The following is a 14,441-nucleotide window of genomic DNA, read 5'->3' on the forward strand; positions in this document are numbered from 1 at the left end:
TTTTAAGGGATTGCATGTCAATATTTATTATTTTTAAGAAAAAATATTTTATGAGTCTATATACACAACCAATGTTGCGCGAAGGTGCACTTAAAGATAAAGTAGCGATTGTAACCGGAGGCGGAAGCGGGCTTGGAAAAGCAATGACCAAATATTTTCTTGAACTGGGAGCTCATGTGGTGATCACTTCCAGAAATCTGGAAAAGCTACAGGCTACAGCTAAGGAACTGGAAGAAGAAACAGGAGGTAAAGTTCTTTGTGTATCTTGTGATGTGAGAAACTGGGATGAGGTGGAAGCGATGAAAGAAGCTACGCTTAAGGAATTCGGTAAGATTGATATTCTGTTGAATAATGCAGCCGGAAATTTTATTTCCCCAACAGAAAAACTGACTCATTCCGCTTTTGATTCTATTTTGGATATTGTTTTGAAAGGAACTAAAAACTGTACACTTTCTGTAGGAAAGCACTGGATAGAGTCCAAAACACCAGGAACTGTGCTGAATATTGTTACAACATATGCCTGGACAGGCTCTGCCTATGTGGTACCTTCTGCCTGTGCAAAAGCAGGTGTTTTGGCTATGACCCGATCACTGGCTGTAGAGTGGGCTAAATATGGAATTCGTTTCAATGCGATTGCTCCGGGACCTTTCCCTACCAAAGGAGCTTGGGACAGGCTTCTTCCGGGAGATCTTCAGGAAAAATTTGATATGAAGAAAAAAGTTCCGTTAAGAAGAGTGGGAGAACATCAGGAGTTGGCTAATCTTGCAGCTTATCTGGTTTCAGATTATTCAGCATATATGAATGGTGAAGTGGTAACAATTGATGGTGGCGAGTGGCTGCAGGGTGCAGGAGAGTTCAATATGCTTGAGGCAATTCCGGGTGAAATGTGGGATGCATTGGAAGCTATGATTAAAGCAAAAAAATCTAATTAATTAAATTTTTATAAAAAAGCTCCCGGATTTGTAACAATTCCGGGAGTTTTTTTTACCTATTGATAAACTTTTTCAAATGAATTGTAAATTTCCGGTACTGATTTCTACTGTTGCTGCCTTCCTTTTTACAGGATCTGTATATGCACAGGAGACATCCAAATATGATTACATAGAAGCATTTAAGCCATTCTTCTACCCACAGACTGGTACGGAAACCCGCTCTGCGAGTGGGCAACCGGGACATGCCTATTGGCAGAACTCAGCAGATTATCATTTAAACGTAAGTCTGAATGAGGATAAAAAAGAGATTGCAGGAACTGCTGAAATCACATATACAAATAATAGTCCTGATCAGCTAAGTTTTCTTTGGTTACAGCTAGATCAGAATTTATTTGCAAAAGACTCCCGGGGCAATGCTGTGGTGCCCCTGTCTGGAAGCAGAAATGGAGCTCATGGAGAAACATTTGATGGAGGGTATACTATTAAAACTGTAAAGCTTGATGGTAAAGAAGTGAAATACACAATTACAGATACAAGAATGCAGATTGACCTGCCTAAAGAATTAAAATCTAAAGGTGGAATTGCAAAAATTACCATCGACTATTCCTTTATTTCTCCAGAATATGGTTCAGACAGAATGGGGGTACAGAATACAAAGAATGGTAAGATATTTACCATGGCACAATGGTATCCGAGAATGTGTGTCTATGATGATGTAATGGGATGGAACACATTGCCTTATGTAGGAGCTTCTGAATTCTTTTTGGAGTACGGAAATATTACTGCTAATATCACAGTGCCAGCTAATCATTATGTAGTTGCATCCGGAGAATTGCTGAACGAAAAAGAAGTATACAGTAAAGACGAAATCAGCCGGTGGGATCAGGCAAGAAAGAGTGATAAAACAGTAATGATCCGTCCTGAAACTGAAATTGGAAAAAACAAGAATGCAGGAACAAAAACCTGGAAATTTAAAATTGATCAGGCAAGGGATTTTGCGTGGGCATCATCTGCCGGATTTATTCTGGATGCAGCAAAAATAAATCTTCCCAATGGCAAAAAATCATTGGCCATCTCTGCTTATCCGGCTGAAAGTGCAGGAGACAAAGCTTGGGGGAGATCTACAGAATACACCAAAGCAGCAATAGAACACTATTCAAATAAATGGTATGGATATACCTATCCGGCAGCTACCAACGTTGCAGGAAATGAAGGTGGGATGGAATATCCGGGAATTGTTTTCTGTCATATGGATTCCAAAGGAGAAGATCTTTGGGGGGTAACGGATCATGAATTCGGGCATAACTGGTTTCCGATGATTGTTGGATCTAATGAAAGGTTATTTGCATGGATGGATGAAGGTTTTAATACTTTTATCAATGAGCTTTCAACAGAGGCTTTCAACAAAGGAGAGTATTATAAAAAACAGGATATGGCGAGAGCCGGAAGTTATCTGATGAGTGATAATCTGGAGCCCATTATGGTAGGACCTGATAATATGAAAGAAGCAAGTATTGGTGCATTGGCTTATTACAAGCCAGGTGTTGGGATGTCTATTTTAAGAGAAACAATTCTGGGACCTGAAAAATTTGATAAAGCACTCAGAACTTATATTGATCGCTGGGCCTTCAAACATCCTACACCCTGGGATTTCTTCCATACGATGGAAAATATTTCTGGAGAAGAGCTGAATTGGTTCTGGAGAGGATGGTTTTTTAATAAATGGAAAATTGACCAGGCGGTTAAAGAGGTAAAATACGTTAATGGTGATTTTAAAAACGGAGTTCAGATTACGGTTGAAAACCTTGGACAGTTACCAATGCCTACGACTGTTCAGCTGAAATTCAAAGATGGAACATCCAGAAATATAAAGATTCCTGTTGAAGTTTGGAAGAGAAATAAAGAATGGAAATTCAAAGTAGATTCTAATAAAGAAATAGAGGTAGTAAAACTGGATCCGGATTCTAAGATTCCTGATGTTAACATGAAAAATAATTCTTTGGGACTTGCAGACGCGAAACCCATTGATAAGATCAATGCCAAGGATTTCACGGGAATCTACGGAACTAAAGAATCTCAATTTAAAATTACATTTATTGAAAAGAATGGCCAGCTTTACGGAAAACCAGGAGGGCAGCCTGAATTTCCTTTAGAATACTCAGGAGATAATAAATTTATTTTTGAGCAGGCAAATGTTACTATTATTTTCAGCAAAGACAAAAAGACGATGACCCTTGAAGATGGGGGAAGAGAACATAAGTTCAATAAGGAATAACCCGTTTTTCTGCTGTAGGAGATAATTTAACATTATCATGATATAAAATAAGACTTCCCTGACTCAGAGAAGTCTTATTTTTGTTTCAAATTTGATAATATATATGATGAGTTTCAGACTTTCAATGATGTTTCTGATGCTTTTTGCATTGGGGTTTTCACAGGATCTTATGGTAATGAGTTTTAATATCAGGCTGAATGTTGCTTCAGATAAGGAAAATGCATGGCCAGTGAGAAAGCAGGATGTTGCTGATCTATTAACTTATTATCATCCTGATTACTTTGGAGTGCAGGAAGCTCTTCCGGAGCAGATGAAGGATATTAAAAGTGGATTGAAGAATTACGATTATATAGGAGTAGGAAGGGATGATGGTAAAGAGAAAGGAGAATTCTCCGCTATTTTTTATGATACCCAAAGGCTGAAAGTGGTGAAGTCGGGAACGTTCTGGCTGTCTGAAACACCTGAGAAACCTTCGAAAGGCTGGGATGCAGCTTTGAACAGAATTTGTACCTATGCTGTCTTTAAAGATAAAAACTCTAAAAAGGAATTTCTTGCCATGAATCTTCATTTTGATCATATAGGAAATGTAGCCAGGGTAAAATCTTCTGAACTGATCCTGAAAAAAATCAAAGAACTTAATCCCGGGAATCTGCCCGTTACCGTAAGCGGAGATTTTAACCTGACAGATGATACCGAACCTGTTAAGATACTTTCACAAAATATGAAAGATACTTTTTATCATTCGGAAACCAAGCATTATGGACCTATAGGAACCTTTACCGCCTTTAATGTAAATGAAATACCCAAAGAAAGAATAGATTATATTTTTACAAAAGACTTTAAGATACAATCTCACAGACATATCAATGACAGAAGAGAAAACCTCCTTTATCCGTCAGATCACTTCCCGGTTATTGTGAAGCTTTCCTTTTTAAATTAATGAGTGGGAAAATCAATTTCAAATCCAATACCTCTGAGGGATTGGATTTTTATTTCAGGGTCATTGCTGAAATATTTCCTTAGTCTGCTGATAAAGACATCAAGGCTTCTTCCTGTAAAATAATCATTGGTTTCCCACAGATTATCCAGAATATCATTCCTTGTGATAGTGGAGTGGTTATGCTTCAGAAGATAAAGCAGTAATTCCTGTTCACGCACTGTCATCCGGGCATTTCCGTTAGGATGGGAAAGTAAAAGTTTTTGTGTATCTAAAGAATATTGCCCGATTTTTATCTGGGGTTCAGTTATTGGTGGTAAGGTTCTTTTCAGGATGTTTTTGATTCTTAATACCAGTTCTTCGGGATCACATGGTTTGGCAATGTAGTCGTCAGCTCCTATTTTTAACCCCATTAATCTGTCAATTTTCTGATTCTTCGCTGTTAAAAATAAAATCGGAAAGTTGTTTTTCTCTTTTAATATTGTTTGAGCCAGAGAAAAGCCATCAATATTAGGCATCATAATATCCAGAATAGCTATCTGAAAAGGAAAAGCGGTAGAAAGAAGCGGTATGATATCTTCAGGATTCTGGAACCAGCTGACCTCAAAATCTTCCAGTTCAAGATATTGTTTCAGGATCATACCGAAATCAGGATCGTCTTCTGCCAGTAGGATGTTAGTTTTCATAAGGAATGGTTATTTTAAAAGTAGTTCCCATGTGGAGTTGACTGGAGACATCAATTTTACCATGATAGCATGCCACTATTTTTTTGACGAAATAGAGCCCAAGCCCAAGTCCTTTGTTGTTGTGAATATTATTATTCTGTATTCTGTAGAATTTTTCAAAAATATTTTTCAGCTCTTTGCTTTCCATACCCTGGCCATCATCAGTAACTTCAATTTTCAGATTTTGGGCGATACTATTTGTATTGATCTTTACAGTAGAAGCACCATATTTTATGCTATTTTCACAAAGATTTCTGATGACTGTTTCTAAAAGATTTTTATCAAATGGAAGTGGTTTTGAAACTTTATTTTCAAATGTAAAATCTGTCTGGGGATAAGTGAAAGCCAGATCCTGAATCAGAAAATCCCAATCTTCTGGTTGTATGGCAATTATTTCTTCCGGGACTTCATCTTTATGCAGCTGAAGCATCAGGCTTTCAAGTCTTGTGATCTGCCTGTCAATTAATGGAAGAGTATCAGGATTCCATCCTTTTTTTAACGTTTTGGAAGCTATTTTTAAGGTAGCGATAGGTGTTTTAAACTCATGAGAAATATTATCCACAACTGTGTGGAGAATTTCTACCTGCTCCTGCTGTCTGATCAGGTTCTTAATCGTAAAAATATAAAGGAGAAGTACACTGGTAAGTAAGAGGATACAACAGATGATAAGGAGGGTAAGCTCTTTAAAAACAATACTTTTAATATTTTTAACTTCAAAATCAGTCTGGCTGTTTACATAGAAGGTATCTCTTTCATTAGCTAGCTCCTTTCCTTTGAGCTCCTTTGTAGATGAGGTTCTCCAGGTTCCGGTGCTGGTGATCTTAGGATTGGTGACCCTGTCTGTGGTTTCGTAAATAATGATAGGTTTGTCAATAACCTTGGTACTATCCGGAAGGTGAATGATAGAAGTATACTGAACCCGGACACTGATCTTATAACCGTCTTTTTTCATACGATCGTTGAGGTAGTGGCTCAGTCTTTTACTGGCAGCTTTTCTGCCTTCTATAAAATATTGCAGAAATTTTTTTTTGTTGATTTCTTTATTGTAGTAACGGATAAGAAGTTTCTGGAGAGAATCACTTTTTGTTTCCTGTACTTCGTGAACATTCTCAAGCTGATCTGTATAACCAACAATACTCTGGTCTACCGATCTGTAGATTTCCCTTTCTTTAACCTGATAGGTTTTATACATAAAATAAACCTGTATTCCAAGCAAAAGAAGGAATAAGGTAGCAAAAAGATACATCAGGTTTCTGTTCTTGGATATCATTAAAACAAAGATAAAGTTTTACCATTTTAATGGAATATTATTTTTATCATTAACCCATCATTAACCTTGCGAAGGATATATTTTTTCTTAATTTTAAATACTGAAATTCACTTTTCCATGAAAAAACAGATTGCCTTTTTTATCTTATTGATAGGAGCTATGGTAAATTCCCAGACTCATCGTTTCATCTATGAACTTCAATACAGACCAGATCCTAATGACGCCGCTTATGATCAAAGTGAAATGATATTGGATATTAACCCCGAAGAGGTAAAATTCTATGAAATTGAATTTTTAGTAAATGATTCTCTTAATATTCTTCATGGAAATAATTCTTCCCAGTATACAAGTTTGTGTGAACAAACCATCATTCGTAAAAGAAATTCAAATAAAAATAAAAACTATTTTCAGATCAGGATGATGCCTTATTATTATGTTTTTGAGACTGAAGACAACATTCACTGGAAAATAGAACCTGATACTAAAAAGATCAATAATTATAATTTACAGAAAGCAACTACAACATTTGGCGGAAGAAACTGGACAGCGTGGTTTACACAGGATATTAATATTCCGGAAGGTCCTTATAAATTCAGAGGACTGCCGGGATTAGTGCTGTATGTAGAAGATGATAAGAAAGATTTTATCTATTCTTTTTCCAGAAATGTTAACCTGCCCAAAACATATGATACTAAAGATTTTCTTGAAAAACATTATTCATTAGACCCTATCACTATTGATTTTAAAAAATGGGTAAAACTGAATCTTGAGTTTTATAATGATCCTTATGCAAGAATGAGAACAGAGTTTCAGCCAGATTGGAATGTAAGAATTGAGGGAAAGCAAATCAAAAGTAAAGAAGACTTTGCCGGATTAACGAAACAGACCCAGGCAAGTATTAAAAAGTACTATAATCCTATAGAGTTGGACAGGGCTATCCCTTATCCATAAAATATGTATTACTTCAAATTTAAACCCTGAATTTCCTTATTCAGGGTTTTCATTTTATCAAGATAAAGGCATTAACCCATCATTAACTTTGCATTAACCGTAATTCTCCTGCCCATTATAGAATTTTGCCCTGTAAAGCAAAACATAGTATTGCTTTACATTATTCTTAATAAAATAATCATGAACAAAATTCTTCTTTTTCTATGTTTTCCGATGATGGTACTGGCCCAAAAGGAAAGAATAGCAGGAACGGTGATGAATACCGAAAATGAAAAACTCTCAGCAGTACATGTAACGCTGTATAATTCAAAAAACGAATTAATTAAAGAGCTAAAGACTGATACTAACGGTGGTTTCACTTTGGAAAGTATTGCAGAAAACAATGTGAAATTGGTAGTGAAAACGATTGGGTATTCTCTATTTGAAAAAACATTGGATCTGGAAAAACCAGAAGCTTTACAAATCATTCTTAAAAAGGAGTCTCAGGAAATTGAAGGTGTAGTTATGACCAAGAGGAAGCCATTGGTTAAAAGAAAAGTGGACCGCCTGGAATTTAATGTAGAAAACAGTAATATTTCATCACTCAATGCATGGGAGATTTTAAAAAACACTCCAAATGTAATGGTCAATAATAATGTTCTGACGGTGAAAGGAAGTACGGGAATTCTGGTTGCCATTAATGATAAAAAAGTAATGCTTACAGGTGATGAACTTAAAAACCTTCTGGAAAATACACAGGGTGATGAGGTGAAGTCTATAGAAGTAATTACCAACCCGCCTGCAAAATACGAAGCTGCAGGAAGTGCAGTACTGAATATTGTGATGAAAAAGAATAAAATTGAAGGTTATCGTGGTATTGTGTCTTCAAAATACATTCAAACGCAGTATGCAAAGGCTGTTTTCGGGTTGTCACAATATTATAAAAAAGATAAGCTATCTGTGATGGCGAGCTATTATAAAGGGATGGGAACTTATTACCGTGAAGGATATGACTATGTTAATTATGCTGAAAGCCAGACCAGATGGATAAGTACGATGAACAGGAAGGATAAAAACACTAACCAGAATACCCTGAATTTTAATGTGGAATATGAGTTGGATAGTTTAACCAGCTTAAGCCTCAACTATTCAGGGTTTTTTTCTCCAAAGTCTCATGGAATTTATGATGTACCGACACAGATCTATAACAGTCAGGATATTCTAGAGTCAAATTACAGAACCTTTAATGATCATCAATCCCGTTCTGCCAACAATTCTGTTAGCTTCCAGGCAGACAGAAAACTGAATAAAAAAAGCAGCCTGTCATGGATCAACTACTTTACGGGAAATAATTCCGGGAAAGATCAGAATGTAGCTACATATCTGAATTTTGCGGGTCAGCCATCAAGAGAAGATAACTTCCTTACTCAGAATAAAGCAGATGTAAAATTATTTTCCACGCAGTTGGATTATCAATGGAAAGGAGATCAATGGGAAATTGAATCCGGTACAAAATACAGTTTTGTAAAAACAAACAGTACATTGAATTTTTCAGATAATGAAAACGGAATATTGCAGTACCGACCTGAAAAGAGTAGTGTCTTTGACTATAAAGAACATAATTTTGCTTTGTATTCCTCACTTTCTTATAACATTGGAAAATGGAATTTCAAAGGAGGACTTCGTGCAGAAATGACCAATCTGGAAGGAATTGTTTCAGAACCTTATGATCTTAATAAAAATAAATACTGGAAGTTCTTCCCAACTTTTTATGCGCAATACACAACGGAAAATAAGCATGAGTTTGGGTTTTCCTATGGTAAAAGAATCAACAGGCCTTCTTATTCATGGCTGAGCCCGGCAAAGTCTTATTATAATCTGTTTTCTTATTTTCAGGGGGATCCACAACTAAAAGCGACAATTATTCATAATCTTAATCTTACCTATTCCTGGAAGAATTGGAATGTGGAGCTTTATTACAGAAAGGAACTGTACCCATCTATGGAGATTTCTTATCAGGTGCCATCAACCAATAATGTGGTTTATCATTTTACCAATATTGAAAAAGGACAGGCATTTGGGATCGATTTATATAAAAACTTTGAAGTAAAGCCATGGTGGAATATTATAGTCTCTGAAAGCATTGAGCACAACGAAAATTATTTCAATGGCGTTGACGGTATTCTGCACCAGAATAAAGTATGGAGTCTGGGGTCCAATATTTCTACGAGCTTTACTTTGGATAAAAACAGTGACTGGAAGATGGAAATGGGACACCGCTATTATTCTCCGGGAGTTCAGGGGCCTTTCAGAATCTCCAGCACCTGGTCTGCGTATTTTGTGATGAACAGAAAGTTTTTTAATAAAAAGCTGGAAGCATCATTGGTTTTCAGTGATATTTTCAGAACAACAGGGCAGAAGGTGGTTACCAGATATGCCAATCAGGATAATTATTTCCTGGATTATACAGATGCCAGAGGCTTTACTTTGTCATTGAAATACAATTTTGGAAATCAGTCTGTAAAAAATGCCAAAACAATCAGAAAAACATCCGAGCAGGATAGACTTTAGAATATTTTAAACAAAAAATTAATTACCATAAAACATTATTATAAAAGAAATTCTTACTTGGTGTTACATTTTCGTTATTTTTGATACCAATCTTAAAAAGAGATCATTATGAAGAGAATTTTTTCCGGAATGTTGGTGGTTGTTTCATTGCTACAATTGTCTGCTCAGGAATTGTATATGCCGAGAAATATTAAAAAAGCTTATGAAAAAGGGACCCGTGATATTTCCGGAGCACCGGGTAAAAACTACTGGCAGAATAAAGGAATTTACAATGTTGAAGTAAAAGTAGATGCCAATACAAAGATTGTTTCCGGAAAAGAAACCATTATGTATACCAATAACAGCCCGGATAATCTCAATGAGCTGGCAATAAGATTTGTGAATAACCTACACAAACCGCAGTCTCCAAGGTCAGGAACTGTTTCCAAAGACTTTTTGTCCACAGGGCTTAAGATTAAATCATTCATCGTAAATGGAGAAAAATATGACATCAACAGTGATGATTGGGGAACTGTTGAAAAAATAAAATTAAAATCAGCTTTAAAATCAAAATCAAAATCAGAAGTAAAGATTGAATGGGAATATCCATTGTCTGTACAAAGTGGAAGAGAAGGTCAGATTGATCCGGAAACATTCTATGTTGCATATTCTTTCCCAAGAATTTCTGTGTATGATGATTATAACGGATGGGATATGCTTCCGCATTCTGACAGACAGGAGTTTTATAATGACTTTAATGATTATAGCTTTGCCATTACTGCACCCAAAAATTATGTCGTTTGGGCAACAGGAGATTTCCTGAATCCTGAGACCGTTCTTCAGCCAGAATATTTAAAAAGATATAAAGCTTCTTTGAAAAGCGATAAACTAATGCATATCGCTACTGAACAGGAAATGAAATCCGGAAAAGTAACCCAGCAGAATAAATGGAATATCTGGAAGTTTAAAGCCAGCCATATTACAGATTTCTGCTTTGCATTGAGTAATCATTATGTATGGGATGCTGCCAGCGTTCAGCTGAAAACCAAAAGAGCTAGTGTTCAGGCAGGATATAAAGCCGGTGCAAAAGATTTTGAACACTATGTAGACTGGATGCGTTACAATCTGGACTGGTTTTCCAAAAACTGGCCGGGAGTAGAATATCCTTATAATGTAATGACAGCTATTCAAGGGTATGCTGATATGGAATATCCGATGATGATTAACGATACAAGTATTCCGGATGACCTTAAGGATGCCAGGCTTACCGCGGATCATGAGATTGCCCATACTTATTTCCCTTTCTACATGGGAATTAACGAAACGAGATATGCTTTTATGGATGAAGGCTGGGCAACTACTTTAGAGTATCTGATCGGAATTGATGAGAATGGTGAAGCTGCAGCAAAAGAGTTTTATAAAAATTTCCGCGTGAAAAGATGGATCAATGACCCTTCAGCAGAGCAGGATCAGCCGATCATTACAATGAGTACGCAGGTAAGTGGCTCTGGATACGGGAACAATTCATATGTGAAATCATCCCTGTCTTATCTTGCATTAAAGGATTATCTGGGAGATGAGCTGTTTAAAAAAGCATTACATCATTATATGGACAACTGGAATGGAAAACACCCTGTTCCTTGGGATTATTTTAATTCTATGAGTACAGGTTCCGGTAAAAATCTTAGCTGGTTCTTCCAGAATTGGTTCTATACCAATAATTATATTGATTTAAAAGTTGCAGGAGTCAATCAAATGAACGATTTACTTACAGTGAATGTAGTTAATACAGGTGGTTTTGCTATCCCTTTTGATGCCATATTATCTTATGAAGACGGAAGTACTGAGAAATTGCATTTTTCACCTTCTGTCTGGGAGAAAGATCAGAAACTTACTGATCTGGTAATTCCTATTAAGAAAAAAGTGAAATCTGTACAACTTGACGGAGATATTTTTATGGATTATACGCCAGCAGATAATACTAAAACATTATAAAAGTAAAAGCCTTCAGATCCGAAGGCTTTTTTATTTTAGAAAAATGCGGTTAATCTCAAACCCAGTGTAATATAACTTATTTTTTCTTTAGCAATAAGATTATTCAGTTCCTGATCCAGTTCTGCACTTTCTTTGATATCATCGCTGAAATGATAACGGATGGTAGAATTGATCAGATTGTAATCTGTATAAAAAGTAAGGCCTAATCCAGGATTAAACTTATAGGTCATAGAAGCTCCTGTGTTCCAACGGAAAGCGGGTTTAGGTTTGTATCTGGCTATCTGTAGCTCATGATTAGGCGCATCTATATTATCTCCTTTTACAAATACTTTTCCACTGGCGGTGGCAGAATATCCACCGGTTACCTTTAGCATAAGCTGCCATTTATCAGAGAACTCATGAGAGAAATAGGGTCCAATACCTGTAGCTAAGAAACCCATAGATTGGGTTTTAATTTCATGCTCACCAAAATCCTGTCCGTCATCAAAAGTTATTCGCTGGGACTTGATCGGAAAGCTGCTGAAAGTAATATCTGCCCCCACGCCCCATTTTTTTGAAAAAAAGTAAGCTCCTTCCAATCCGCCTTCAAAACCGGTTTGTTTTTTGTCATCCAGTTCAGATTCTTTCAGGAAGTTGGTCGTACCCAATGCGGTTCCCATCTTTAGAGCAAGAAAGGATGGATAGTCATTTCCCTGTATTCTGGATAAAACACTTAAATTATCTCCTTTATTTTTATAAATTTTATCAATAAAAAAATACCCGAGTTCTGTGGATATAATCCCGATTCCTGCACCGGCAAGGATATCAGGAACCCAGTGTCTGTTATTTAAGTTTCGTCCCAATCCAGTAATGGCGGCAGAACCGTACCCTGCAATACTGTAGGCCGGGTTTACCATCCCGTATTCCTTGTGTAGAAAACTGGCATTGGTAAAGGCCATTGCTGCATGCCCTGACGGAAAAGCGTTGTTTTTGGACCCGTCCGGACGTTCAACTTTTGCAGTATACTTGATAGAATTGACTAAAATTCCCATAATCAGCAAACTGGCACCATAAGATAAAGTAGCTCTTCCAACATTGTTTCGCCCTTTTACTCCTCCCAGTTTAAGACCATAAACGGCTACAGCTGGAGCATACTGAAGGTAATCATCATATTTGACTTTAAAGTTGGGCAGGTACCGGTTTCTTACCTCACGGATATTTTCTTTTTCCCCCCATGTAGCTGCTGCTGCAGTAAAAAGGATAGCTGGAGCCACAGATTTTTTTACCCAATCCTTTTTAAAAAATGGAGTAGATTCTTTTAGAGGTGAATTGGTGTTGATTAAAGCAATATCTTGCTGAAGATTTCGAGATTGAACAGTATCCTGTGCTTTATAACTATATAAATGCAGTAGAATCCCTGATGCTAGGGCTATTTTTTTCATCCTTGTGACTGTGAAATTTTAAATCGGGTAAAAATAAAAAAAAAAGTCTATCCCAAAAATTGAGATAGACTATTTTAATAATTTTATAATATAGTAAGTGATGTTGTTGACTATCTTAACCCAGATCTTGGTCCGGATGCTGATACTACAGCCTGCATTCTTGTTTTTTGATTCGCAGAGAACATAACCATAGACTTGTCATCTACATAATCCATATAGTTCATGAACATTTGAGAACGGCTTACTCCTCCACAAACTCTATTTAAAGGATATGTTGGATTTCCGTAGTTAGGACCAGGAGAGGTTGGTGTGTCATTAGAATAATCTGTCTGGCATCCTGCATTAGATGATCCCCAAAGATGTGGAAGGTTTAGATAATGTCCTACCTCATGCGTTACTGTTCTTCCTAAGTTGAATGGTGCAGAGGCTCCGGTTTTTCCTATATACTGATATCCTATTACAAGACCATCATACCATTGTCCTGCATGTTCCGGATAATAAGCATAGCCTAGAGTTCCGGGCTGGCTGTTTTCATCAAGAATTGAATTGACAACCCAGATATTCATATTTTTATTCACATCAGTAGCATTAATACCTCCAGTAGTCGCTTTTTTCATCTCTTCTAGATCAGATCTCCAGCCAGTTTTTGAGCTTTGCTTGCGGTTGGTTGCTACTAGTTTAAAACGGATTTTTACATCTCCTGCTGCTGAAGGTTGAAATGCAGAAGGAATTTTATTAATGTCGGAATTGGTGGCGCCATAATCAGCATTGAGTACAGCAATTTGTTCTGCGATTCTTGCATCAGAAACGTTTTGGGTAGAAGTATTGTAGATAACATTAAAAACAACTGGGATCTCAACAGTTCCGTCTGCAAGTACTTTTCCTAATTTAAGTTTTTCTGCAAATTTTTCGGTACTGAACTCAATCTCGGCCATTTTTTGTTGGAGTGCCGGATTTTTCAGAAGCATTGCTTGTCTTATTTCTTCAGACGGACATTTTCTCTGGGTAGCAGTTGATGCAGTAGGAGAAGTTTCTGAATTCATTGAGGATTCATTTTGATTGGTAATGCTGTCATTATTACAGGCTGACATAAAGCTCAGAATTAGAGCTCCTAAAAAGAGTTTTTTCATATCGTTATAATATAATGTGGTTGAGAGTATGAAATTATATTATTTAAAATTAATATGCAAGTTTTTTGTCTAAATTATTAATAAATGTTTATTTTATTCATGTTTTGATTGAATATATTTCAATATAATTACGTTTGTTTTGTATTTTAATCAATTATTGATTATTGTTTTATATTTCACTTTTAAGTGTATTTTTAAATGAAAATAAATTATATTTTTTTGTTATTTATAGAATATTTTTCGCAATGAATTAATCAATAAAATAGCTTTAAATGA

General features: G+C 36.3%; 10 protein-coding genes. 6 read left to right on the forward strand and 4 right to left on the reverse strand.

Annotated elements, in window-relative coordinates:
- Window positions 1–50: 50 nt before the first annotated feature.
- The 3 genes from M2372_RS23485 to M2372_RS23495 all read left to right on the forward strand — a co-directional run bounded on the left by M2372_RS23485 (window position 51) and on the right by M2372_RS23495 (window position 4,147).
- A complete protein-coding gene (locus tag M2372_RS23485; RefSeq protein ID WP_115972779.1) occupies window positions 51–932 on the forward strand; it encodes an SDR family oxidoreductase in 882 nt (293 codons plus the stop codon).
- Between the two features lie 76 nt (window positions 933–1,008).
- Window positions 1,009–3,207 carry a M1 family metallopeptidase gene (locus M2372_RS23490; RefSeq protein ID WP_123321528.1) on the forward strand — a complete coding sequence of 733 codons (2,199 nt, stop codon included), beginning with the start codon at window positions 1,009–1,011 and terminating at the stop codon, window positions 3,205–3,207.
- Window positions 3,208–3,310: 103 nt separating this feature from the next.
- Window positions 3,311–4,147: an endonuclease/exonuclease/phosphatase family protein gene (locus tag M2372_RS23495; RefSeq protein ID WP_123321529.1), complete on the forward strand. Its 837-nt coding sequence runs from the start codon at window positions 3,311–3,313 to the stop codon at window positions 4,145–4,147.
- Here the strand turns inward: M2372_RS23495 and M2372_RS23500 are convergent.
- Both M2372_RS23500 and M2372_RS23505 read right to left on the reverse strand, forming a co-directional pair.
- On the reverse strand, window positions 4,144–4,830 hold the full coding sequence (locus M2372_RS23500; protein WP_123321530.1) for a response regulator transcription factor: 687 nt from the start codon (window positions 4,828–4,830) through the stop codon (window positions 4,144–4,146). The genes M2372_RS23495 and M2372_RS23500 overlap by 4 nt on opposite strands.
- Window positions 4,820–6,139, reverse strand: coding sequence for a sensor histidine kinase KdpD (locus M2372_RS23505; RefSeq protein WP_123321531.1), 1,320 nt, complete (start codon window positions 6,137–6,139; stop codon window positions 4,820–4,822). Before M2372_RS23505 ends, M2372_RS23500 begins: the two co-directional genes overlap by 11 nt.
- A 117-nt stretch (window positions 6,140–6,256) precedes the next feature.
- Here M2372_RS23505 and M2372_RS23510 point away from each other — a divergent pair, with 117 nt between their 5' ends.
- The 3 genes from M2372_RS23510 (at window position 6,257) to M2372_RS23520 (ending at window position 11,614) form a co-directional block, all read left to right on the forward strand.
- Window positions 6,257–7,090 carry a GLPGLI family protein gene (locus tag M2372_RS23510; RefSeq protein WP_123321532.1) on the forward strand — a complete coding sequence of 278 codons (834 nt, stop codon included), beginning with the start codon at window positions 6,257–6,259 and terminating at the stop codon, window positions 7,088–7,090.
- A 180-nt stretch (window positions 7,091–7,270) separates the two neighbouring features.
- Window positions 7,271–9,640, forward strand: a complete 2,370-nt coding sequence (locus tag M2372_RS23515; RefSeq protein WP_123321533.1) for an outer membrane beta-barrel family protein — start codon at window positions 7,271–7,273, stop codon at window positions 9,638–9,640.
- 108 nt (window positions 9,641–9,748) lie between these two features.
- Window positions 9,749–11,614: a M1 family metallopeptidase gene (locus M2372_RS23520; protein ID WP_123321534.1), complete on the forward strand. Its 1,866-nt coding sequence runs from the start codon at window positions 9,749–9,751 to the stop codon at window positions 11,612–11,614.
- 35 nt (window positions 11,615–11,649) lie between these two features.
- Here M2372_RS23520 and M2372_RS23525 read toward each other — a convergent pair whose 3' ends face one another.
- A complete protein-coding gene (locus M2372_RS23525) occupies window positions 11,650–13,035 on the reverse strand; it encodes a phosphatase PAP2 family protein (RefSeq protein WP_123321535.1) in 1,386 nt (461 codons plus the stop codon).
- Between the two features lie 110 nt (window positions 13,036–13,145).
- Window positions 13,146–14,165, reverse strand: coding sequence for a zinc metalloprotease (locus tag M2372_RS23530; RefSeq protein WP_123321536.1), 1,020 nt, complete (start codon window positions 14,163–14,165; stop codon window positions 13,146–13,148).
- Between the last annotated feature and the right edge of the window lie 276 nt (window positions 14,166–14,441).

It is taken from the genome of Chryseobacterium sp. BIGb0232 (assembly GCF_024810195.1).
Classification (GTDB): Bacteria; Bacteroidota; Bacteroidia; order Flavobacteriales; family Weeksellaceae; genus Chryseobacterium; species Chryseobacterium pennae.

Excerpts from the sequence above, each read along its gene's own strand:
- M2372_RS23485 (WP_115972779.1), top strand. The coding sequence starts at position 51 with ATGAGTCTATATACACAACCAATGTTGCGCGAAGGTGCACTTAAAGAT.
- M2372_RS23490 (WP_123321528.1), top strand. The coding sequence starts at position 1,009 with ATGAATTGTAAATTTCCGGTACTGATTTCTACTGTTGCTGCCTTCCTT.
- M2372_RS23495 (WP_123321529.1), top strand. The coding sequence starts at position 3,311 with ATGATGAGTTTCAGACTTTCAATGATGTTTCTGATGCTTTTTGCATTG.
- M2372_RS23500 (WP_123321530.1), bottom strand. The coding sequence starts at position 4,830 with ATGAAAACTAACATCCTACTGGCAGAAGACGATCCTGATTTCGGTATG.
- M2372_RS23505 (WP_123321531.1), bottom strand. The coding sequence starts at position 6,139 with ATGATATCCAAGAACAGAAACCTGATGTATCTTTTTGCTACCTTATTC.
- M2372_RS23510 (WP_123321532.1), top strand. The coding sequence starts at position 6,257 with ATGAAAAAACAGATTGCCTTTTTTATCTTATTGATAGGAGCTATGGTA.
- M2372_RS23515 (WP_123321533.1), top strand. The coding sequence starts at position 7,271 with ATGAACAAAATTCTTCTTTTTCTATGTTTTCCGATGATGGTACTGGCC.
- M2372_RS23520 (WP_123321534.1), top strand. The coding sequence starts at position 9,749 with ATGAAGAGAATTTTTTCCGGAATGTTGGTGGTTGTTTCATTGCTACAA.
- M2372_RS23525 (WP_123321535.1), bottom strand. The coding sequence starts at position 13,035 with ATGAAAAAAATAGCCCTAGCATCAGGGATTCTACTGCATTTATATAGT.
- M2372_RS23530 (WP_123321536.1), bottom strand. The coding sequence starts at position 14,165 with ATGAAAAAACTCTTTTTAGGAGCTCTAATTCTGAGCTTTATGTCAGCC.